The sequence below is a fragment of the Pseudomonas sp. BNK-44-b genome (assembly GCF_047456245.1).
GTDB lineage: Bacteria > Pseudomonadota > Gammaproteobacteria > Pseudomonadales > Pseudomonadaceae > Aquipseudomonas > Aquipseudomonas machongensis.
In genome coordinates this window covers 832,908-855,488 of record NZ_CP179908.1, presented here as the reverse complement: position 1 = coordinate 855,488, position 22,581 = coordinate 832,908, and the positions used below count along the sequence as shown (strand labels likewise).

Genomic DNA, 22,581 nt, shown 5'->3' with positions numbered 1-22,581 from the left:
GTTTTACAACTTGCCAAAACTCAGAGCAACGAACGGCCCTTGTTGGCGGCAATGCGCATGCGCAGTGCGTTGAGCTTGATGAAGCCGGCAGCATCGGCCTGGTTGTAGGCGCCGCCGTCTTCCTCGAAGGTCGCGATGTTGGCGTCGAACAGCGAGTCATCCGACTTGCGACCCACCACGGTGACATTGCCCTTGTACAGCTTCAGGCGCACGACACCGTTCACATTGGTCTGCGAAGCGTCGATCATCTGCTGCAGCATCAGGCGCTCGGGGCTCCACCAGTAGCCGGTGTAGATCAGGCTGGCGTACTTGGGCATCAGCTCATCTTTGAGGTGAGCGACTTCGCGGTCCAGCGTGATCGACTCGATGGCGCGGTGAGCACGCAGCATGATGGTGCCACCAGGCGTCTCGTAGCAGCCGCGCGACTTCATGCCGACGTAGCGGTTCTCGACGATGTCCAGGCGACCGATGCCATTGGCGCCGCCGATGCGGTTGAGGTCTGCGAGCACGGTGGCCGGGGTCTTCTCGACGCCGTCGATGGCGACGATGTCACCATTGCGGTAGGTCAGCTCGATGTAGGTGGCCTGGTCAGGGGCGTTCTCCGGAGAGACGCTCCAACGCCACATGTCTTCCTCGTGCTCGGTCCAGGTATCTTCCAGGACACCGCCTTCGTAGGAGATGTGCAGCAGGTTGGCGTCCATCGAGTACGGCGACTTCTTCTTGCCGTGACGCTCGATCGGGATGCCGTGCTTCTCGGCGTAGTCCATGAGTTTTTCGCGGGACAGCAGGTCCCACTCACGCCATGGTGCGATGACCTTGACACCTGGCTTGAGCGCGTAGGCCCCCAGCTCGAAACGCACTTGGTCGTTACCCTTGCCGGTGGCACCGTGGGAAATGGCGTCAGCGCCGGTTTCGTTGGCGATTTCGATCAGGCGCTTGGCGATCAGCGGACGGGCGATGGAGGTACCCAGCAGGTACTCGCCTTCATACACGGTGTTGGCGCGGAACATCGGGAAGACGAAATCTCGCACGAACTCTTCGCGCAGGTCGTCGATGTAGATTTCCTTGACGCCCATTGCCTGTGCCTTGGCACGGGCCGGCTCGACCTCTTCACCCTGGCCAAGATCTGCGGTGAAGGTCACCACTTCACAGTTGTAGGTGTCTTGCAGCCACTTGAGAATCACCGAAGTATCAAGGCCGCCGGAATACGCCAGTACGACCTTTTTTACGTCCGCCATGCCATCACTCCACGGGGTTGTACGGAAAGCCGTCGATTCTACCGATCTCGCGGGGGAATTTACAGTGGCGCGACAGCTTGTGATGACAAAGCGACAGGAAATGTCGTGAGCGCGACCCGTGGTCGCAGTCAGACTTTCTTCGCACCCGCCGGCAATGCCGCAGGCACGCTGGCCGGCGTAGCGGCCGCCGGCTGCGCCGGGGCGGCAGGTGTTGCATCACGAGGCTTTTCTGTAGGTTTCTCGATCGGCGTGACACGGTCGAGCTGGATGTTGACCCGGCGGTTGCGGGCGCGGTTGGCGGCTGTATTGTTTTTGGCCAGCGGGTAGCGCTCGCCATGGAAACGTACGGTGATCTGCTCTTCCGGCACACCGTGGGCCTTGAGGTATTCAGCCACCGCCAGCGCGCGACGGCGCGAAGCGTCGCGATTGGTCAGGCGGTTACCGCTGTTGTCGGAGTGCCCATCAAGCTCGATGTGATTGACCGACGGGTCGGCCTTCAGATAATCGAGTATCACGTCCAGGCGCGCGCGCGCCGCACTGTCCAGGTCGAAGCCGGTACCGGGGAACGGCACCTGGGTCTGGCGAATCTGGTCATAGTTCATCGGCAGGAGTTTGGCGGCACACAATTGATAGTCGCTGTAGGCCTTGGCGAAACTCACCGGCAGTACATGCACCTCCATCGGCCGCCCGCCCTCGCCGGCGTAGTTGCGCACCACGGTGCTGCGACCGTCCAGCAGACCATTGATCAAGCGGCTGGCCTGGCCCTGCGAAGTGCTGAACAGCACGCCATTGCGGCCCATGCGCACCGCCCCCAAGTTGATGTCGCCACGCCCTGGCTGCCAAGGGGCAGCGGCGGCCAGCAGCGTTGCCGACCCTGCGCCCAGCGCATTGCTGTCCGACCGCAGTTGGAAGACCGGCTGCTCACCTGCACGACGCACGAACTCACCGCTGCCGAAACCGTCGATCGGCTGGATCAGCCGGCACTCGAACTGGTCGCCCTCGACCTTCCAGGCAATGTTCTCCATGCGGGTCTGGAAGGTAAGTGCTCCGGCCGGCAGGCTGGCACACAGGCTGAACAGGAGTAGGTAACGCTGGCGCACGGGCGGCTCCACAGATTCTGACGGCTTACCTGCAGGCTATCGGACGCTCGTCGGAAAACTTGATAGCCGTGCTGCCCACTGGGTTTTCCGGTAGCATTGACGCCTGAGTTCGAACCGCCTGGAAACCCCAATGTCCGATCGCCTGACCCTCCTGCGTCCCGACGACTGGCACATCCATCTGCGCGATGGTGCTGTGCTGCAACATACCGTCGGCGACGTGGCGCGCACCTTTGCCCGCGCCATCATCATGCCCAACCTGGTTCCGCCGGTACGCAACGCCACCGAAGCCGACGCCTACCGCCAGCGCATCCTCGCCGCCCGTCCGACGGGCAGCCGCTTCGAGCCGCTGATGGTGCTGTACCTGACCGACCGTACCAGCCCCGAGGACATCCGTGCAGCCAAGGCCAGCGGCATCGTCTACGCCGCCAAGCTCTACCCGGCCGGTGCCACGACCAACTCCGACTCGGGCGTGACCAGCATCGACAATATTTTTCCGGCGATCGAAGCACTGGCCGAGGTCGGCCTGCCGCTGCTGGTCCACGGTGAAGTGACGCGCTCGGAGATCGACGTGTTCGATCGCGAAAAGCGCTTCATCGACGAGCACATGCGTCGCCTGGTCGAACGTTTCCCGACGCTCAAGGTAGTGTTCGAGCACATCACCACCAGCGATGCCGCGCAGTTCGTCACCGAGGCGCCCGCCAACGTCGGCGCCACCATCACTGCCCAGCATTTGCTGTACAACCGCAACCACATGCTGGTCGGCGGTATCCGCCCACACTTCTATTGCCTGCCGATCCTCAAGCGCAACACCCACCAGGTGGCATTGCTTGACGCGGCCACCAGCGGCAACCCGAAATTCTTCCTCGGCACCGATTCGGCGCCACACGCCAAGCACGCCAAGGAAGCTGCCTGCGGCTGCGCCGGCTGCTACACCGCCTACGCGGCCATCGAGCTGTACGCCGAAGCCTTCGAGCAGCGTAATGCCCTGGACAAACTGGAAGGTTTCGCCAGCCTGCACGGCCCGGCGTTCTATGGCCTGCCGGCAAACACCGACACCATCACCCTGGTGCGCGAGGACTGGACCGCCCCGGCGAGCCTGCCGTTCGGCGACACCACCGTGGTTCCGCTGCGCGCTGGCGAAACGCTGCGCTGGCGCCTGCTGGAGGACAACGCGTGAGCGAAGACCTTTACGATGACGACCAGGACGGTCAGGTAAGCAGCAGCTCGCGCCACCCGATGGCCGAGCGTTTCCGCGGCTACCTGCCCGTGGTAGTGGACGTCGAGACCGGCGGTTTCAACAGTGCCACCGACGCGCTGCTGGAAATCGCCGCCGTCACCATCGGTATGGACGAGAAGGGCTTCCTGTTCCCGGAACACACCTACTTCTACCGTGTCGAGCCTTTCGAAGGCGCGAATATCGAAGCGGCGGCGCTGGAGTTCACCGGCATCAAGCTGGACCACCCTCTACGCATGGCCGTGAGCGAAGAAAGCGCGCTCACCGATATCTTCCGCGGCGTGCGCAAAGCGTTGAAGGCCAATGGTTGCAAGCGGGCGATCCTGGTTGGCCACAATAGCAGCTTCGACCTGGGCTTCCTCAACGCAGCGGTGGCGCGCAACGATCTCAAGCGCAACCCCTTCCACCCGTTCTCCAGCTTCGACACCGCGACGCTGGCCGGCCTAGCCTATGGTCAGACCGTACTGGCTCGGGCCTGCCAGAGTGCCGACATCGACTTCGATGGACGCGAGGCGCATTCGGCACGTTACGACACCGAGAAGACCGCCGAGCTGTTCTGCGGGATCGTCAACCGCTGGAAAGAGATGGGCGGCTGGCGCGACTTCAACGACTGAGTCGAAATCCGGGAGCGCTCAGCGCTCCTTGGACACCAGACACAAAAAAACCGGCCACATGGGCCGGTTTTTTTACGCGTGGCGATTACAGCTTGCCAGCGTTCTCGCTCAGGTACGCCGCAACACCTTCTGGCGAAGCGTTCATGCCCTTGTCGCCTTTCTTCCAGTTGGCCGGGCAGACTTCGCCGTGCTCTTCGTGGAATTGCAGGGCGTCGACCAGACGCAGCAGTTCATCCATGTTGCGGCCCAGTGGCAGGTCGTTGACGATCTGCGAACGGACAACACCGTTCTTGTCGATCAGGAAGGCGCCACGGAAAGCTACGCCGCCTTCGGACTCGACGTCGTAGGCCTTGCAGATTTCGTGGGTGATGTCGGCAGCCAGGGTGTACTTGACCTGACCGATACCGCCGTTGTTGACCGGGGTGTTACGCCAGGCGTTGTGGGTGAAGTGCGAGTCGATCGAAACCCCGATCACTTCCACGCCACGGGCTTCGAAGTCAGGAATACGGTTGTCCAGGGCGATCAGCTCGGACGGGCAGACGAAGGTGAAGTCCAGCGGGTAGAAGAACACCAGGCCGTACTTGCCCTTGATGGCCGAAGCCAGGTTGAAGCTGTCGACGATCTCGCCGTTGCCCAGCACGGCTGGAACGGTGAAGTCCGGGGCTTGTTTACCAACGAGCACGCTCATTCGTTATCTCCTGATGATGGTGAAAAACCGTTGCCCGGGCGAGGCTGGCACGCCCGGCATCCAACAAAGGCCGACCATCATACACGGCTTATCGTGACAGACCGAATCGAACCATCGGTCGCGGGAAGATGAAGCTTTCTTCAAGTGCTTTGACAAGCATTCTCATTACCATTAAGCTCCACTCCATCGACTCAACCAGCGATGGCCTGACCTTATGTATGTATGTCTCTGCGTCGGCGTGACCGATGGACAGATCCGTGATGCGATCTACGAAGGATGCTGCAGCTACAAGGAAGTCCGTGCCGCCACCAACGTCGCCAGCCAGTGCGGCAAGTGTGCGTGTCTCGCCAAGCAGGTGGTCCGCGAAACATTGACCGATCTCCAGCTCAGCCAACAGGCCGCCCTGCCTTACCCGGTAGAATTCAACGCCGCCTGAAACACCCGATTTCGAAGAACCGGACCTCGCGTCCGGTTTTTTTATGCCTGCAATTCAATAAGTTAGCCTTCGAACGCGGTTCACAAACATTCTTATTCCTATTAATTTTCACTTATTATTCAAGAACTTAGGTTTGACACGCGAAGTTGTCGGGCTCAAACTTCCTGCATTGGCACACTTCTACAGGGCAGGAACCCGATCATGAAAGGCGACGTAAGCGTCATCCAGCATCTCAACAAGATCCTCGGGAACGAGCTGGTCGCGATCAACCAGTACTTCCTGCACGCACGCATGTACGAAGATTGGGGCCTGAACAAGCTCGGCAAGCACGAGTACAAGGAATCCATCGACGAGATGAAGCACGCTGACAAGCTGATCAAGCGTATTCTCTTCCTCGAAGGCATCCCCAACGTCCAGGACCTGGGCAAGCTGCTGATCGGCGAGCACACCAAGGAAATGCTCGAGTGCGACCTGAAGATCGAGCAGAAAGGCCTGGTTGACCTGAAAGCCGCCATCGCGCACTGCGAAACGGTCGGCGACTTCGGCTCGCGCGAGTTGCTCGAAGACATCCTGGAGTCCGAGGAAGAGCACATCGACTGGCTGGAAACCCAGTTGGGCCTGATCGACAAGATCGGCATCGAGAACTACCTGCAGTCGCAGATGGGCGAAGAATAAGCCTCCCTGGATAGCACCCATGAAAAAGCCCCGCCTAGGCGGGGCTTTTTCATGCCGGCGAAAAACCTGGATCAGGCCTCGGATGCCTTGGCCTTGGCGGCTGCGTCCTTGATCAGGGTCTGCAGCTCACCCTTCTCGAACATCTCCAGCACGATGTCGCTGCCACCCACCAGCTCACCACCCACCCACAGCTGAGGGAAGGTTGGCCAGTTGGCATACTTGGGCAGGTTGGCACGAATTTCCGGGTTCTGCAGGATGTCGACGTAGGCGAATTTCTCGCCACAACCCATCACAGCCTGCGAAGCACGGGCCGAGAAGCCGCACTGCGGGGCATTCGGCGAGCCTTTCATGTAAAGCAGAATGGTGTTGTTGGCAATCTGCTCTTTGATTGTTTCGATGATATCCATGGAGCACCTCGGCTGAACTTTCCGACACGGTCGTCGGCACGGTGAGGCATTGTATCGGAAAGCCGAGTGTCGTGCTTGGTAATGGACCTGGGGCGTTGAGCAGGTCCATTTCGCAATCAAGCCGCCTCCACCTGCACCGGCACACCATTGAGCGCGGCATTGCCCGACAACGCATCACGCAGCAATTCATCGGTCAGGTCATTGGCGCTCACTCCCGGTTGGGCGTGGGCGATCTGCAAACGTACCCCCTGGCGACCGTGCCCGTAGCCATGTGGAAGGCTGACCACTCCCGGCATTACCTCCTCACTGGCAAGCACCTGCACCTCCAGACTACCGGTACGCGAGCGAACCCTCACCCACTGCCCGTCCTCCAGCTGGCGCTGCTGCAAGTCCTGCGGATGCATCAGCAACTGGTGGCGGGGCTTGCCTTTGACCAGGCGATGGTAGTTGTGCATCCAGGAATTGTTGCTGCGCACATGCCGGCGCCCGATCAGCAGCAACTGGTCGGACTCCATCGGCACCTGCCGGGCCAGGCGCTGCAGATCGTCGAGCAGCACCTGCGGTGCGGCCTCCACCGCCTGGGCCGGAGTGCGCAAGCGGGTTGCGAGGTTCGGCTGCAACGGCCCCAGATCAAGGCCATGGGGATGCTGGTCCAACACCTGCAGTGACAGCCCCCAGGACGACGCCTCGCCACGCGGCCCCTTGCGCAGCGCCAGATCGATCATCTGCGCTGGAGGCAGGGTCGGCTTGAGCTCGAGCGCCGCACGCTCGGCGAACGCCCGGGCCAGCCCGACAAAGATCTCCCAATCATGCAGCGCCCCCTCAGGCTTGGCCAGGATAGCCCGATTGAAGCGGGTGACGTTACGCACTGCCAGCAGGTTGAAGGTGCTGTCGTAGTGATCGTTTTCCAGTGCCGACGTGGAGGGCAGGATCAGGTCGGCGTGGCGAGTGGTTTCATTGATGTACAGGTCGATGCTGAGCATGAACTCAAGACCCGCAAGAGCCCCATCGAGCTGGCGACCATTGGGAGTGGACAGCACCGGGTTGCCGGCGACGGTCACCAGCGCCCTCACCTGCCCTTCGCCGGGTGTCAGCACTTCCTCGGCCAACGCTGCAACCGGCAGCTCCCCGCCGTACTCCGGGAGGCCCGAAACCCGACTCTGCCACTGGTTGAAATGACCGCCCGAGGTGCTGGCGACCAGGTCAACCGCAGGCTCGGTGCACAGTGCACCACCTTGGCGGTCGAGGTTGCCGGTAACCAGGTTGACCAGTTGCACCAACCAATGGCAAAGCGTGCCAAAGGTCTGGGTGGAGACGCCCATGCGCCCGTAGCACACGGCACTGCCGGCCGCGGCGAAATCTCGCGCCAACTGGCGAATCTGCCCAGCTTCGATGCCGCAAAGCGGACTCATGGCCTGCGCCGTGAAGGGCGCGATCGCCTCGCGCACCTGCTCAAGCCCATTGACCGGCAGGTGCGAGCCACGCGCCAGGTTTTCGCTGAACAAGGTATTGAGCAGACCACACAGCAGCGCGGCATCACCGCCAGGACGGATGAACAGGTGCTGGTCGGCCATCGCCGCCGTTTCACTGCGTCGGGGGTCGATCACCACGAGTCGCCCGCCGCGCGCGCGCAGCGCCTTCAAGCGCTTTTCCACGTCCGGCACGGTCATGATGCTGCCGTTGGACGCCAATGGATTGCCGCCAAGGATGAGCATGAAATCGGTGTGGTCGATATCCGGGATCGGCAGCAGCAGGCCATGACCATACATCAGGTGGCTGGTCAGGTGCTGGGGCAACTGGTCGACGGAGGTGGCGGAAAACCGGTTGCGCGTCTTGAGCAGCCCCAAAAAGTAGTTGCTGTGAGTCATCAGGCCGTAATTGTGCACGCTGGGATTGCCCTGGTAGACCGCCACGGCATTGCGCCCGTGCGCCTGCTGGATGCTCCACAAGCGTTCCGCAGCCAGCGCGAAGGCCTCTTCCCAGGTGATCGGCTCCCAGCGCTCCCCCACGCGCCGATGAGGCTGGCGCAAGCGGTCAGGGTCTTCCTGGATGTCCTGCAGCGCCACCGCCTTCGGACAGATGTGCCCACGGCTGAACGGGTCCTGCGGATCGCCCTTGATCGCGCTGATCGACGCCCGCCCGTCGGGCGCATGGCTGACTTCGATGCTGAGGCCGCAGATTGCCTCGCACAGGTGACAAGCACGGTGATGCAGGGTCTTGGTCATGGCCGCCTCTGCCTTGTTGTTCTGGAAGCGCTGACTATGCCCCCGGCCGCCCACCGATGCCACGCCGCTTAGTCACGTGAATCGGGCGTCATCAGGCACACGATTCGCGACACGGCGTTTGCCAAAGCCCCGCCAAGCCGTGTACAAACCCCTGTAGAAAATAAAAAACAGACCTTCCACAAGGGTTTACGACACCCTTTGAAACAGCCCCGCTGTTTCCCCTCTTGGTTTCAGGCGACATTTAATTATAGTATTGCGCCTTTCCCTATTCCGTCCGCCCCGTGCGGCTTACGCCGCAGGTCACTCCCGTTGTCAAAAAAAACCATACGGTCGACCTGCAAACCGTTGCAGATAAGGTAGTCAATCATGAGCACCAGGCACTTTCTCTCCCTGCTGGATTTCACCGCTGACGAATTGCTCGGCGTGATCCGTCGAGGCATCGAGCTGAAGGACCTGCGCAAGCGAGGCGTGCTCTTCGAACCCCTGAAGAACCGCGTGCTGGGGATGATCTTCGAGAAGTCCTCGACCCGCACCCGCGTATCGTTCGAAGCGGGCATGATCCAGCTCGGCGGCCAGGCGATCTTCCTGTCCCCGCGCGACACCCAGCTGGGTCGCGGCGAGCCGATCAGCGACAGCGCCATCGTGCTCTCGAGCATGGTCGACGCGGTAATGATCCGCACCCATGCCCACAGCACGCTGACCGAATTCGCTGCGCACTCGAAGGTGCCGTTGATCAACGGTCTGTCCGACGAATCGCACCCCTGCCAACTGCTGGCGGACATGCAGACCTTCGTCGAACACCGCGGCTCGATCCAGGGTAAGACCGTGGCCTGGATCGGTGATGGCTTCAATATGTGCAACTCCTACATCGAGGCTGCCCGCCAGTTCGATTTCCAGCTGCACATCGCTTGCCCGGAGGGCTACGAGCCCGATCCACGCTTCCTCGAACTCGGTGGCGAGCACGTACGGATCATCCGTGATCCGAAGGAAGCGGTACGCGGCGCGCACCTGGTGACCACGGATGTCTGGACTTCCATGGGCCAGGAAGAGGAAACTGCACGGCGCCTGGCGCATTTCGCGCCTTACCAGGTCACCCGCGAGCTGCTCGACCTGGCGGCACCCGACGCCCTGTTCATGCACTGCCTGCCCGCTCACCGCGGTGAGGAGATCAGCCAGGACCTGCTAGACGACCCACGTTCGGTCGCCTGGGACCAGGCCGAGAACCGCCTGCATGCACAGAAGGCTCTTCTTGAATTCCTTGTAGAACCGGCTTACCACCACGCATGAGTCAACCCCTGCTGCTCAATCTGCGCAACCTCGCCTGCGGCTATGGCGAGCAGCGCATCGTCCAGAACCTCAATCTGCACCTGAACGCAGGCGACATCGGTTGCCTGCTGGGTTCATCGGGTTGCGGCAAAACCACCACCCTGCGCGCCATCGCCGGCTTCGAGCCGGTGCATGACGGCGAGATCCAGCTGGCCGGAGACGTCATCTCCCGTGCAGGCTTCACCCTCGCCCCGGAAAAACGCCGGATCGGCATGGTGTTCCAGGACTACGCGCTGTTCCCGCACCTGACCGTGGCACAGAACATCGCTTTCGGCATCGGCAAACATCCACGCCAAGGCGAAGTGGTCAATGAAATGCTCGAGCTGGTCAAGCTCGGCGGCCTGGGCGCACGCTACCCCCATGAACTTTCCGGCGGCCAGCAGCAGCGTGTCGCCCTGGCCCGCGCGCTGGCGCCAGAGCCGCAGTTGCTGCTGCTCGACGAGCCGTTCTCCAACCTCGACGTGGAGCTGCGCCGACGCCTGAGCCACGAGGTCCGCGACATTCTCAAGAGCCGTGGCACCAGCGCAATCCTGGTCACCCACGACCAGGAAGAAGCCTTCGCCGTCAGCGATCATGTCGGCGTGTTCAAGGAAGGCCGCCTGGAACAATGGGATACGCCCTACAACCTCTATCACGAGCCCCAGACGCCGTTCGTGGCCAGTTTCATCGGCCAGGGCTACTTCATACGCGGCCAGATGAGCAGCCCGGAAGCGGTGAACACCGAGCTCGGGGAACTGCGCGGCAATCGCGCCTACTTGATGCCAGTAGGCAGTTCAGTGGACGTCCTCCTGCGCCCGGACGACATCGTGCACGCACCGGACAGCACGCTGCGCGCGCGCATCAATGGCAAGAGTTTCCTGGGCGCCTCGACGCTCTATCGTCTGGAACTGCCCACCGGTAGCCAACTGGAGGCGATTTTCCCCAGTCATGTCGATCACCAGGTCGGCCAGGACGTAGGCATCGCCGTCGCGGCTGACCATCTGGTGCTGTTCGCCGTACCGGGCAGTGTCGCGGCGCAATTGCAGGCCCAGGAGAACGGCGTACGCCGCTACAGTTCGGCGACCTGAAGGCGCTCTGCTGCGCGCCCTCAGCCTCTGCCGATCCCGGCAAACCTGCCCTGGGTCTGCTCGGCCAGCACTGCTGCTGCCAGCTCCACTTCCAGCCCGCGCCGTCCGGCGCTGACATGAATGCTGTCGAACTGCTGCGCCGACTCATCGATGAAGGTACGCAGGCGTTTCTTCTGCCCCAGAGGGCTGATACCACCGACCAGATATCCCGTGGCCCGCTGGGCTGCGGCAGGGTCGGCCATCTCGCACTTCTTGACCCCGGCAGCCTGGGCGAGCGCCTTGAGGTCCAGCGTGCCGATCACCGGCACCACCGCCACCAGCAACTCACCTTTTTCGCTGCTGGCCAGCAGTGTCTTGAATACCCGCTGCGGATCGAGCCCGAGCTTCTCGGCGGCTTCCAGGCCATAGGAGGCGGATTTGGGATCGTGTTCGTAGCTGAGCACGCGATGTTCGGCGCGCGCCTTCTTCAGCAGGTCGAGTGCGGGGGTCATGTACAGCTCCAGTCGATGACGGCGTGCCGGCTACTTTAGGGGAAATCCCGGAGGCCAGCCAGCGCACGTCGGGGCGTGCACCGGACCTGTGCAGGCAGGATCCTGTTCGCGGGTCAGAATGTGGCCGATGGTTCACTTTCGACCTTTGACATCAGCGTTTCTTGTCTATATTTTTTCGTTTCTGAAGAAAATACGCACATAAACAGTGCACATTCGTACACTCGCCGGTCGTTCATGGGGATGGACAACCGGCGTCGACAGCCGGGCGTCCTGCGCCTCAGAACAACAAGAACCGAAGGTCCTACATGACGACAGCTCTACGACAACCAACACTTTCCGGCCAGTGCATGGCCGAGTTCCTGGGTACTGCGTTGCTCATCTTCTTCGGTACCGGTTGCGTGGCCGCGCTCAAGGTCGCGGGTGCCAGCTTCGGACTCTGGGAAATCAGCATCATCTGGGGCGTCGGCGTCAGCATGGCGATCTACCTCAGCGCCGGCGTTTCCGGTGCGCACCTGAACCCGGCAGTCAGCATCGCACTCACCCTGTTCGCCGGTTTCGACAGGCGCAAACTGCCTTTCTATATGCTCGCCCAGATCTGTGGCGCCTTCTGCGGTGCGGCACTGGTCTACACCCTGTACAGCACGCTTTTCTTCGATTTCGAACAGGCGCACGGCATGGTCAGGGGCAGCCAGGCCAGCCTCGAGCTGGCGTCGGTGTTCTCCACCTATGCGCATCCATCGCTATCCATCGGCCAGGCATTTCTGGTCGAAGTGGTGATCACAGCAATCCTCATGGCCGTGATCATGGCCCTCACCGATGACAATAACGGCCTGCCGCGTGGCGCCACCGCACCGCTGCTGATCGGCCTGCTGATTGCGGTGATCGGTAGCGCCATGGGGCCGCTCACCGGCTTTGCGATGAACCCGGCCCGGGATTTCGGGCCCAAACTCATGACATTCCTGGCGGGTTGGGGCGAAATTGCCTTCACTGGTGGACGGGACATTCCCTACTTCCTGGTTCCGGTGTTCGCACCGATCCTTGGCGCGTGCCTGGGGGCCGCGGGCTATCGCGTCCTGATCGCCCGCAACCTGCCGACGGCCGACGCCGCAAACCCAAAGACAGATGCTGCTACCCAGGGCGATACTCAAACTTCCTGAGGCTGGCGCTGCGGGATCTCGCCCGCGCGCTGACTCACTCCCTTTTCGTGCAAGGCAACGACCATGACAGACACCCAGGATAAGAACTACATCATCGCCCTGGACCAGGGCACCACCAGTTCGCGGGCGATCATCTTCGACCGCGACGCCAATGTGGTCGGCACCTCCCAGCGCGAGTTCGCCCAACACTATCCGCAGGCCGGCTGGGTCGAACACGATCCGATGGAGATCTTCGCCACGCAGAGCGCGACCATGGTCGAGGCCCTGGCGCAGGCAGGTCTGAGCCACGCCCAGGTCGCGGCGATCGGTATCACCAACCAGCGTGAAACCACTGTGGTGTGGGACAAGGAAACCGGTCGCCCGGTATACAACGCCATCGTCTGGCAGTGCCGTCGCAGCACCGAGATCTGCGCCCAGCTCAAGCGTGACGGCCACGAACAGTACATCCGCGAAACCACCGGCCTGGTCACCGACCCGTACTTCTCTGGCACCAAGCTCAAGTGGATCCTCGACAAAGTCGAAGGTGCCCGCGAGCGCGCCGAACGTGGCGAACTGTTGTTCGGCACCGTCGACAGCTGGCTGATCTGGAAATTCTCTGGCGGCAAGGTGCACGTCACTGACTACACCAACGCCTCACGCACGCTGATGTTCAACATTCACACCCTGCAATGGGATGACAAGCTGCTGGACATTCTCGGCATCCCGCGGCAGATGCTGCCCCAGGTGCGCCCGTCCTCGGAGGTCTACGGCCACACCAAGAGCGGTATCGCCATCGCCGGTATCGCCGGCGACCAGCAGTCGGCGCTGTTCGGCCAGATGTGCGTGGAGCCGGGCCAGGCCAAGAATACCTATGGCACCGGCTGCTTCCTGCTGATGAACACCGGCGACAAGGCCGTCACCTCGTCTCACGGCCTGCTCACCACCATCGCCTGCGGCCCTCGCGGCGAAGTGGCCTACGCCCTCGAAGGCGCAGTGTTCAACGGTGGTTCCACGGTCCAGTGGCTGCGCGACGAGCTGAAGATCGTCAACGACGCGCTCGACACCGAGTACTTCGCCAGCAAGGTGAAGGACAGCAACGGCGTCTACCTGGTACCGGCCTTCACCGGCCTCGGCGCACCCTACTGGGACCCGTACGCCCGCGGCGCCCTGTTCGGCCTGACCCGTGGCGTCAAGGTCGACCACATCATCCGTGCCGCCCTGGAATCGATCGCCTACCAGACCCGCGATGTGCTCGACGCCATGCAGCACGACTGCGGCCAGCGACTCTCGGAGCTGCGGGTTGATGGCGGTGCGGTGGCCAACAACTTCCTCATGCAGTTCCAGGCCGACATTCTCGGCACCTGCGTAGAGCGTCCGAAAATGCGCGAAACCACCGCCCTCGGCGCCGCCTACCTGGCAGGCCTGGCCTGTGGTTTCTGGAGCAGCCTCGACGAGTTGCGTGACAAGGCGATCATCGAACGCGAGTTCAGCCCGCAACTGGATGACACGCAGAAAGAAAAGCTGTACGCGGGCTGGAAGAAAGCCATCGAGCGCACCCGCGATTGGGAAGATCACGAAGGCTGACCTCATCAGCCCACCCAATCCCGTTCAGCAACGGCCTTGCGCGCCCGATCACGGCGCAAGGCCGCTTCCACAGAAGCACCGGTCTCAGGCTAGCGACGACAGTCTACTGGTCGTCATCCCCTTCCTACGGCATCATTGCAGCATTTGTCCGGCAGCCCCAAAGGACCGCCCATGAATCTGCCCCCTCGCCAACAACAAATCCTCGAACTGGTGCGCGAACGCGGCTACGTCAGTATCGAGGAAATGGCGCAGTTGTTCGTCGTCACGCCCCAGACCATCCGTCGTGACATCAACCAGCTCGCCGAGGTCAACCTGTTGCGCCGCTATCATGGTGGTGCCGCCTATGACTCGAGCGTCGAGAACACCGCCTACGCCATGCGCGCCGACCAGATGCGCGACGAGAAACAGCGCATCGCCGAGGCCGTCGCACGGCAGATCCCCGATCACGCCTCGCTGTTCATCAACATCGGTACCACCACCGAATCCATCGCCCGGGCCCTGCTCAACCACAGCCACTTGAAGGTCATCACCAACAACCTGCACGTGGCGTCGATCCTCGGTGCCAAGGATGACTTCGAAGTCCTGGTGGCAGGCGGTACGGTTCGCCGTGACGGCGGTGTCGTGGGGCAGGCCAGCGTCGACTTCATCAGCCAGTTCAAGGTCGATTTCGCCCTGGTCGGCATCAGTGGCATCGATGAAGACGGCAGCCTGTTGGACTTCGACTACCAGGAAGTACGGGTATCCCAGGCCATCATCGCCAATGCCCGACAGGTCATCCTCGCCGCAGACTCCAGCAAGTTCGGGCGCAACGCCATGGTGCGCCTGGGCTCGATCAACCTGATCGACTGTCTGGTGACCGACCAGCATCCCACCCCCACGCTCACGCAGCTGCTGAACCAGTACAAGATCCGCCTGGAAGTGGTCTGAGCGCGCAGCGCTGATCATCACCGGTGGCGAGCCGCCGGTGAGACAGCGCCATAAAATGTTCAATAATGTTCACTTTATTGCCATCTGATCAGTATTTTCTATGATCAGCGACTGGCGATGGCCTTTTTGTTGCGCTACTATTTTCGGAAACGAACATAGATGTTCACATTCGCTGTGAACCGCCCTCAGGAGGCCTTGCCCGTGTCCCAGCCCGTCCAGCCCCAGCCGCCCCTCGCCGACTGCTATGACCTCGCCGTGATCGGCGGTGGCATCAATGGCGTCGGTATCGCCGCCGATGCTGCCGGGCGTGGCCTGAAGGTCTTCCTGTGCGAGAAGGACGACCTTGCCCAGCACACCTCCTCGGCGAGCAGCAAACTGATCCATGGTGGCCTGCGCTACCTGGAACACTACGAATTCCGCCTGGTACGTGAAGCCCTGGCCGAGCGCGAAGTGCTGCTGGCCAAGGCGCCGCACATCGTCAAGCCCATGCGCTTCGTGTTGCCACATCGTCCCCACCTGCGTCCGGCCTGGATGATTCGCGCTGGCCTGTTCCTCTACGATCATCTGGGCAAGCGCAAGCGCCTGGGCGGCTCGCGCAGCCTGCGTTTCGGTGCGGGCTATCCGCTCAAGCCGACGATCACCCGCGGCTTCGAATACGCCGATTGCGCAGTCGATGACGCTCGCCTGGTGGTACTCAACGCCATGGCCGCACGTGAAAAAGGCGCCCACCTGCACACCCGTACCCGCTGCCTGCGCGCCGAGCGCGTCGATGGCCTGTGGCAGGTCGAACTGCAGCATGCCGACGGCAGCCTGCAGACCATTCGCGCCCGCGCCCTGGTCAATGCCGCCGGTCCTTGGGTGGCAAGCTTCATCAAGGACGACCTCAAGCTCGATGCGCCCTACGGCATTCGCCTGATCCAAGGCAGCCATCTCATCGTGCCGCGGCTGTACGAAGGCGAACACGCCTACATCTTGCAGAACGAAGACCAGCGCATCGTCTTCTGCATCCCTTATCTGGACCGCTTCACCCTGATCGGCACCACCGACCGTGAATACAGCGGCGACCCGGCCAAGGTGGCGATCACCGACGCGGAAACCGACTACCTGCTCAAGGTGGTCAACGAACATTTCAATCATCAATTGTCACGCGCCGACATCCAGCACACCTACTCCGGCGTACGCCCGCTGTGCAACGACGAGTCGGACAACCCTTCTGCCGTGACCCGCGACTACACCCTGGCGTTGTCCGCCAGCGAGGGGCAGGCGCCCCTGCTTTCGGTGTTCGGCGGCAAGCTGACCACCTACCGCAAGCTGGCAGAATCAGCGATGACCGAACTCAAGCCTTTCTTCTCCCAGATGCGCGGCAGCTGGACTGCCAGCGCGCCATTGCCAGGGGGCGAAGGCATGACCAGCGTGCAGGCCCTGGTCGATGCCGTTCTGGCGCGCCACGGCTGGCTGCCGGTGGACATCGCCAAGCGCTGGGTGCTGACTTACGGCAGTCGTGTCTGGCGCCTGCTTGAGGGTGTACAAGGGCCGGATGACCTTGGTCAGTCGATCGGTGGTGGTTTGTTCAGCCGCGAGGTGGATTACCTGTGCGCTGCAGAATGGGCCGTCAGCGTGGACGATATTCTCTGGCGCCGCACCAAACTGGGCCTGTTCACCAATGCTGCCGAGCAACAGGCCCTGGCCGACTACCTGCAGCAGGCCGCCTCGAACCGGGCGCGGGTCCGCGCGGCCTGAGCCATTGGACGGGCTGGCGCAACACCAGCCCGTCCCCTGCAAAACGCCTTTCAGGCCAGTCTGCAGCGCCGTTTACGTCCTTCAGGGCCCTGCTGCGCAGGTCGAGCGTCCACTCGTCGATCACCCCACGCCCTCTTCAATTCAACCTTCAGGTCGGCCAAGCGCGTATGAAAGCGCTCTTTTACCTCGCTGAACCTGTCGTTGTAATGGTGACGTGCACTTTCAGCATGACCACTATGGTCATGACACCCGGCGCCCACCCATTCGGATTTCCGAACGCCGCCAGACCAGTCATTCGGAAACCCGCACGCCCACCCTTGGAAATAATTCGTCAGAAAAGATTAATTCCCAGGAAATTCGCGGCGTTATGATGAATGTCGGAGCTTGGCACGAGTCATGCTCTACACTTGGTAGCCGAACGCACACCGCTTCTTGTTGTGTTCGTTGAACGAAGAGTCCGCCAACGGCTCCATAAAAAAAACAAACGTCGAGGAAAATTTGATGCGTATCGTTCGTCAATTGCTGGGCGCTGCAATCGCCGCCGCCGTCATCGCTTCGCCGGTAATGGCCGAAGAGCTGACCGGCACCCTGAAGAAGATCAAGGATTCCGGCACCATCACCCTGGGCCACCGTGACTCCTCCATTCCGTTTTCCTACCTGGCAGGCAGCACTACACCCGTGGGCTACTCCCACGACGTCCAGCTGGCTGTGGTCGAAGCCCTGAAGAAGCAACTGGGCACCGACATCAAGGTCAAGTACAACCTCGTCACCTCCCAGACCCGCATCCCGCTGGTGCAGAACGGCACCGTCGACCTGGAGTGCGGCTCCACCACCAACAACGTCGAGCGCCAGCAGCAAGTCGGCTTCTCGGTCGGCATCTTCGAAGTCGGCACCCGTCTGCTGACCAAGGTCAAGGACGGTCAGCCCTCCTACAAAGACTTCCCGGACCTGGCCGGCAAGAACGTCGTGACCACCGCCGGCACCACCTCCGAGCGCCTGCTCAAGGCGATGAACGCCGACAAGCAGATGAAGATGAACGTGATTTCCGCCAAGGACCACGGTGAAGCCTTCAACATGCTCGAAAGCGGCCGCGCCGTAGCCTTCATGATGGATGACGCCCTGCTGGCCGGCGAAATGGCCAAGGCCAAGAAGCCGACCGACTGGGTCATCACCGGCACCCCGCAATCGTACGAAATCTACGGCTGCATGGTGCGCAAGGACGATGCGCAGTTCAAGAAAGCGGTCGATGACGCCATCGTCGCCTACTACAAGTCGGGCGCCGTGCAGAAGAGCTACGACAAGTGGTTCCAGCAGCCAATCCCACCGAAAGGCCTGAACCTGCAGTTCCCGATGAGCGAAGAGCTGAAGAAGCTGATCGCAGAGCCTACCGACAAGGCTGCGGACGAAACCAAGTCCTGATCCCCTGCTGAAATGGCCCGTGTGCTCCACCAAGCACGAATCCAACCGACGGGCCACGCATAAGTGTCTAACCTTTACTTCCGAGGGCGCCCAGCGCTCTTGGAAGTTCAAAGGTGCCCGTGAAACAACCGTCTGAGGGGAAATCCCGATGAATTACAACTGGGACTGGGGCGTGTTCTTCAAGTCCACTGGCGTGGGCAGCGAAATCTATCTGGACTGGTACGTCACCGGTCTGGGCTGGACCATCGCCATCGCCATCTGCGCCTGGATCATCGCCTTGCTGCTGGGATCGCTGCTTGGCGTGATGCGCACCGTGCCGAACCGTCTGGTATCAGGCATCGCCACCGCCTACGTGGAACTGTTCCGCAACGTACCGCTGCTGGTGCAGCTGTTCATCTGGTACTTCCTGGTACCGGACCTGCTTCCGGAGGGCCTGCAGGAGTGGTTCAAGCAGGACCTCAACCCAACCACCTCGGCACTGATCAGCGTGATCATCTGCCTTGGCCTGTTCACCGCCGCGCGTGTCTGCGAACAAGTGCGCACCGGTATCCAGGCCCTGCCCCGCGGACAGGAGTCTGCCGGGCGCGCGATGGGCTTCAGCCTGCCGCAGATCTACATGAACGTGCTGCTGCCACAGGCCTACCGGATCATCATTCCGCCGCTCACCTCCGAATTCCTGAACGTGTTCAAGAACTCCTCGGTGGCGTCGCTGATCGGCTTGATGGAGCTGCTGGCCCAGACCAAGCAGACCGCCGAGTTCTCCGCCAACCTGTTCGAGGCCTTCACCCTGGCCACGCTGATCTACTTCACCCTGAACATGGGCCTGATGCTGCTGATGCGCATGGTCGAGAAGAAAGTTGCCGTACCTGGCCTGATTTCCGTGGGAGGTAAGTAATGGACATGGATTTCAGCGAAATCATCCCTGCCCTGCCCGCCCTGTGGGACGGCATGGTCATGACCTTGCAACTGATGGTCATGGGTGTGGTCGGTGGTATCGCGCTGGGGACCGTCCTGGCGCTGATGCGGTTGTCGTCGAGCAAGCTGCTGGCCAATATCGCCGGCGCCTACGTCAACTACTTCCGCTCCATCCCGCTGCTGCTGGTGATCACCTGGTTCTACCTGGCCGTGCCCTTCGTGCTGCGCTGGATTACCGGCGAAGACACCCCGATCGGCGCGTTCACCTCCTGCGTCGTGGCCTTCATGATGTTCGAGGCGGCCTACTTCTGCGAAATCGTGCGTGCCGGCGTGCAGTCGATCTCCAAGGGCCAGATGGGCGCCGCGCAGGCACTGGGCATGACCTACGGCCAGTGCATGCGCCTGATCATCCTGCCCCAGGCGTTCCGCAAGATGACCCCGCTGCTGCTGCAGCAGAGCATCATCCTGTTCCAGGACACCTCGCTGGTCTACACCGTGGGCCTGGTGGACTTCCTCAACTCGGCACGCTCCAACGGCGACATCATCGGGCGCTCCCACGAGTTCCTGATCTTTGCCGGCGTCGTGTACTTCCTCATCAGTTTCTCCGCTTCCTGGTTGGTCAAGCGTCTGCAAAAAAGGATCGCCGTATGATTTCCATCAAGAACGTCAACAAGTGGTACGGGGACTTCCAGGTGCTGACCGATTGCACCACCGAGGTCAAGAAAGGTGAAGTGGTGGTGGTCTGCGGCCCATCCGGCTCGGGCAAGTCCACCCTGATCAAGTGCGTCAACGCGCTGGAGCCATTCCAGAAGGGCGACATCGTGGTCGACGGCACTTCGATCGCCGATCCGAAGACCAACCTGCCCAAACTGCGTTCGCGGGTGGGCATGGTATTCCAGCACTTCGAGCTGTTCCCGCACCTGTCGATCACCGAAAACCTGACCATCGCCCAGCGCAAGGTGCTCGGCCGCAGCGAGGCGGAAGCCACCAAGAAAGGCCTGGCCTTGCTCGACCGCGTAGGCCTCGGCGCCCATGCCAAGAAGCACCCCGGCCAGCTCTCCGGCGGCCAGCAGCAGCGCGTGGCGATCGCCCGCGCCCTGTCGATGGACCCGATCGTCATGCTGTTCGACGAACCGACCTCGGCACTGGACCCGGAAATGGTCAACGAAGTACTGGACGTGATGGTAGAGCTCGCCCATGAGGGCATGACCATGATGTGCGTGACCCACGAAATGGGCTTCGCCCGCAAGGTCGCCAACCGGGTGATCTTCATGGACAAGGGCAACATCATCGAGGACTGCCAGAAGGAAGACTTCTTCGGCAAACCCGAAGGTCGCCACGAACGCACCCAGCACTTCCTCAGCAAGATCCTGCAGCACTGATGATCCCGGTGTCCGCTGCCTGCCAGGGCAGCGGACGCTGGTCGTGACAAGGCCACTGTGATGAAATGCGATCCTTCGCTACTTCGCCCTGCCAAGCCTGCCGTGAAATCCCGCCTGATCCGCCAACTGTTCCTCCCACCACTGATCGTCCTGCTGATGGTCGGTCTGGGCCTGGTCGGCTACATGATCAGCGAAAACAACGGCATCCGCGCCCTGAGCGAGAACGGCGAGCGCCAGCTCGAGCTGCACGCGCGCACGGTCGAAAGCGAAATCAGCAAGTACACCTACCTGCCGAGTCTGCTGGAGCTCGAAGACAGCGTCTCGCAACTGCTCGCCGAACCTGACGGCGGCTCGCGGCAGGTCGTCAACGAATACCTCGAAGGCCTGAACCGCCGCAGCCGAAGCCGGGCGATCTACGTCCTGGACACCAGCGGCCGGGTGCAGGCCACCAGCAACTGGCGCGACGCCGACTCCTTCCTGGGGGAAGACCTGGCCTTCCGCGCCTATTTCCAGGACGCGGTGCGCGGTCAGCCTGGGCGTTTCTATGGCATCGGCAGCACCACCGGGGAAGCCGGCGACTATCTGGCCCATGGCCTGGAAGAGCACGGCAAGATTATCGGCGTCGCGGTGATCAAGGTCCGCCTGGACACCCTGGAAGAGCGCTGGCAACGTGCCCGCCTCGAAGCATTCGTCAGCGACGAGAACGGCATCATCATCCTTTCCAGCGACCCCGCCCGGCGGTTGAAGTCGGTGCGCCCGCTGACCCCGCAGATCAAGGAAGAGCTGGCGCGCAGCCTGCAATACTACTGGTGGCCACTCAACGAACTGCAACCGCTGGCCCGCGAGACGCTGGGCGATGGTGTAGAAAAACTGACCTTCCCGGCCAACAGCGAAACCGCCCAGGGCAAAGTGCGTGAAGTCGCCTACCTGGCCCAGACCCGGCGCCTGGCTGACACCCCCTGGCACTTCACCCTGCTCACCCCGCTGCAGGATCTGCATCGCGAGTCGATGGTCCAGGGCATCCTGGTCGGCGTTGCCTTCGCCCTGCTGGCAATCCTCGGCATCGCCTGGAACGAGCGGCGCAAGGTGATCGCCACGCGCCTGGCTGCCCGCGAAGCCCTGGAAGAAGCCAATAGCCTGCTGGAGCGGCGGATCACCGAACGTACCGCCGACCTGCGTGCCAGCAACGAACGACTCAAGGGGCAGATCCGCGAACGACGTCACGCCGAGCAGACCCTGCGCCATGCCCAGGACGAGTTGGTCCAGGCCGGCAAGCTGGCAGCCATCGGGCAGATGTCGACCAGCATCGCCCATGAACTGAACCAGCCGCTGGCGGCACTGCGTACCCTGTCGGGCAATACCGTGCGCTTCCTCGAACGCGGAGCGTTCGAGACCGCCAGCACCAACCTGCGCACCATGAACGACCTGATCGACCGCATGGGGCGCATCACCGCCAGCCTGCGCTCCTTCGCCCGGCGTGGCGAGGACAGCGGCCGCGCCTCGCTGGGCAAGGCGGTGGAGGCGTCCCTGCAGGTGCTCGGCAACCGCATCGGCGCGTGCAATCTGCAATTGCATCGCCAGTTCGATGACCAGCCGCTGGCGATCGACCAGACGCGCCTGGAACAGATCCTGGTCAACCTGCTTGGCAACGCCCTCGACGCCATGACCGCCCAACCCCAACCACAGCTGTGGCTGGAGGGCGAACTGGCAGGCGACAGATACCGCCTGCGGGTTCGCGACAACGGCCACGGCATTGACATCGAGGCCCGCAAGCACCTGTTCGAACCGTTCTTCACCACCAAACCGGGCGAGCATGGCCTGGGCCTGGGCCTGACCTTGTCGGCCAGCCTCGCCACAGCCGCCAAGGGCACCTTGAGCGTCGAGCACCCCGCTGGCGGCGGTACAGCCTTCATCCTCACCCTGCCCCTGGTCACCTCCCCCACAGACTCGGCCGATGCCCCATGAACGAAGGGTCCC

General features: G+C 62.2%; 21 protein-coding genes. 15 read left to right on the top strand and 6 right to left on the bottom strand.

All coding sequences use genetic code 11. From position 1 onward, the window contains the following. Positions 1-20: 20 nt before the first annotated feature. Together ACMGGG_RS04125 and ACMGGG_RS04120 are read right to left on the bottom strand one after the other, a co-directional pair. Positions 21-1,238 carry an argininosuccinate synthase gene (locus ACMGGG_RS04125; protein WP_054891789.1) on the bottom strand — a complete coding sequence of 406 codons (1,218 nt, stop codon included), beginning with the start codon at positions 1,236-1,238 and terminating at the stop codon, positions 21-23. 128 nt (positions 1,239-1,366) lie between these two features. Next, positions 1,367-2,338, bottom strand: a complete 972-nt coding sequence (locus tag ACMGGG_RS04120) for a flagellar protein MotY (RefSeq protein ID WP_153774006.1) — start codon at positions 2,336-2,338, stop codon at positions 1,367-1,369. Positions 2,339-2,468: 130 nt separating this feature from the next. On the opposite strand from ACMGGG_RS04120, the gene pyrC reads away from it, so the two are divergent. Further along, complete coding sequence (gene pyrC, locus ACMGGG_RS04115; protein WP_065863089.1) at positions 2,469-3,515, top strand: dihydroorotase; 1,047 nt, start codon at positions 2,469-2,471, stop codon at positions 3,513-3,515. Further along, a complete protein-coding gene (rnt, locus tag ACMGGG_RS04110; protein ID WP_054891792.1) occupies positions 3,512-4,186 on the top strand; it encodes a ribonuclease T in 675 nt (224 codons plus the stop codon). Before pyrC ends, rnt begins: the two co-directional genes overlap by 4 nt. Positions 4,187-4,271: 85 nt before the next feature. Here rnt and ACMGGG_RS04105 read toward each other — a convergent pair whose 3' ends face one another. Continuing rightward, complete coding sequence (locus tag ACMGGG_RS04105; protein WP_054891793.1) at positions 4,272-4,874, bottom strand: peroxiredoxin; 603 nt, start codon at positions 4,872-4,874, stop codon at positions 4,272-4,274. A gap of 214 nt (positions 4,875-5,088) precedes the next feature. Here ACMGGG_RS04105 and ACMGGG_RS04100 point away from each other — a divergent pair, with 214 nt between their 5' ends. Both ACMGGG_RS04100 and bfr read left to right on the top strand, forming a co-directional pair. Further along, positions 5,089-5,310, top strand: a complete 222-nt coding sequence (locus ACMGGG_RS04100; RefSeq protein ID WP_063543432.1) for a bacterioferritin-associated ferredoxin — start codon at positions 5,089-5,091, stop codon at positions 5,308-5,310. A gap of 201 nt (positions 5,311-5,511) precedes the next feature. Beyond that, on the top strand, positions 5,512-5,985 hold the full coding sequence (gene bfr / locus ACMGGG_RS04095) for a bacterioferritin (RefSeq protein ID WP_054891795.1): 474 nt from the start codon (positions 5,512-5,514) through the stop codon (positions 5,983-5,985). Between the two features lie 71 nt (positions 5,986-6,056). On the opposite strand, the gene grxD is transcribed toward bfr, so the two are convergent. Continuing rightward, positions 6,057-6,392 (bottom strand): Grx4 family monothiol glutaredoxin, encoded by a 336-nt coding sequence (grxD, locus tag ACMGGG_RS04090; RefSeq protein WP_039575941.1) that lies wholly within the window; start codon positions 6,390-6,392, stop codon positions 6,057-6,059. 116 nt (positions 6,393-6,508) lie between these two features. After that, positions 6,509-8,617 (bottom strand): molybdopterin oxidoreductase family protein, encoded by a 2,109-nt coding sequence (locus ACMGGG_RS04085; protein ID WP_414154912.1) that lies wholly within the window; start codon positions 8,615-8,617, stop codon positions 6,509-6,511. A gap of 366 nt (positions 8,618-8,983) precedes the next feature. Here ACMGGG_RS04085 and argF point away from each other — a divergent pair, with 366 nt between their 5' ends. After that, positions 8,984-9,904 (top strand): ornithine carbamoyltransferase, encoded by a 921-nt coding sequence (gene argF / locus ACMGGG_RS04080; protein WP_054891797.1) that lies wholly within the window; start codon positions 8,984-8,986, stop codon positions 9,902-9,904. Continuing rightward, on the top strand, positions 9,901-11,010 hold the full coding sequence (locus ACMGGG_RS04075) for an ABC transporter ATP-binding protein (protein ID WP_414154911.1): 1,110 nt from the start codon (positions 9,901-9,903) through the stop codon (positions 11,008-11,010). The genes argF and ACMGGG_RS04075 overlap by 4 nt, the downstream gene beginning before the upstream one ends. 20 nt (positions 11,011-11,030) lie before the next feature. Here the strand turns inward: ACMGGG_RS04075 and ybaK are convergent, their stop codons facing one another. Beyond that, entirely contained in the window at positions 11,031-11,501 is a 471-nt protein-coding gene (gene ybaK, locus ACMGGG_RS04070; protein ID WP_414154910.1) for a Cys-tRNA(Pro) deacylase, read from the bottom strand. 305 nt (positions 11,502-11,806) lie between these two features. Between ybaK and ACMGGG_RS04065 the strand changes: the two genes are divergently transcribed. The 9 genes from ACMGGG_RS04065 to ACMGGG_RS04025 all read left to right on the top strand — a co-directional run bounded on the left by ACMGGG_RS04065 (position 11,807) and on the right by ACMGGG_RS04025 (position 22,569). Further along, positions 11,807-12,658, top strand: coding sequence for an MIP/aquaporin family protein (locus ACMGGG_RS04065; protein ID WP_054891800.1), 852 nt, complete (start codon positions 11,807-11,809; stop codon positions 12,656-12,658). A 63-nt stretch (positions 12,659-12,721) separates the two neighbouring features. Further along, the gene (gene glpK, locus ACMGGG_RS04060) at positions 12,722-14,221 is read left to right on the top strand and encodes a glycerol kinase GlpK (protein ID WP_414154909.1); all 1,500 of its coding nucleotides are present in this window, start codon (positions 12,722-12,724) and stop codon (positions 14,219-14,221) included. A 171-nt stretch (positions 14,222-14,392) separates the two neighbouring features. Beyond that, entirely contained in the window at positions 14,393-15,148 is a 756-nt protein-coding gene (gene glpR / locus ACMGGG_RS04055; protein WP_065863095.1) for a DNA-binding transcriptional repressor GlpR, read from the top strand. Positions 15,149-15,349: 201 nt separating this feature from the next. Then, entirely contained in the window at positions 15,350-16,888 is a 1,539-nt protein-coding gene (gene glpD / locus ACMGGG_RS04050) for a glycerol-3-phosphate dehydrogenase (RefSeq protein ID WP_372821342.1), read from the top strand. Positions 16,889-17,389: 501 nt separating this feature from the next. Further along, entirely contained in the window at positions 17,390-18,307 is a 918-nt protein-coding gene (locus tag ACMGGG_RS04045; RefSeq protein ID WP_054891803.1) for a glutamate/aspartate ABC transporter substrate-binding protein, read from the top strand. 148 nt (positions 18,308-18,455) lie between these two features. Next, the gene (locus ACMGGG_RS04040; RefSeq protein WP_054891804.1) at positions 18,456-19,202 is read left to right on the top strand and encodes an amino acid ABC transporter permease; all 747 of its coding nucleotides are present in this window, start codon (positions 18,456-18,458) and stop codon (positions 19,200-19,202) included. Then, entirely contained in the window at positions 19,202-19,873 is a 672-nt protein-coding gene (locus ACMGGG_RS04035) for an amino acid ABC transporter permease (RefSeq protein WP_054891805.1), read from the top strand. The genes ACMGGG_RS04040 and ACMGGG_RS04035 overlap by 1 nt, the downstream gene beginning before the upstream one ends. Then, a complete protein-coding gene (locus ACMGGG_RS04030) occupies positions 19,870-20,604 on the top strand; it encodes an amino acid ABC transporter ATP-binding protein (protein WP_054891806.1) in 735 nt (244 codons plus the stop codon). Before ACMGGG_RS04035 ends, ACMGGG_RS04030 begins: the two co-directional genes overlap by 4 nt. Positions 20,605-20,664: 60 nt before the next feature. Continuing rightward, complete coding sequence (locus tag ACMGGG_RS04025; protein WP_414160013.1) at positions 20,665-22,569, top strand: sensor histidine kinase; 1,905 nt, start codon at positions 20,665-20,667, stop codon at positions 22,567-22,569. Positions 22,570-22,581 lie beyond the last annotated feature (12 nt).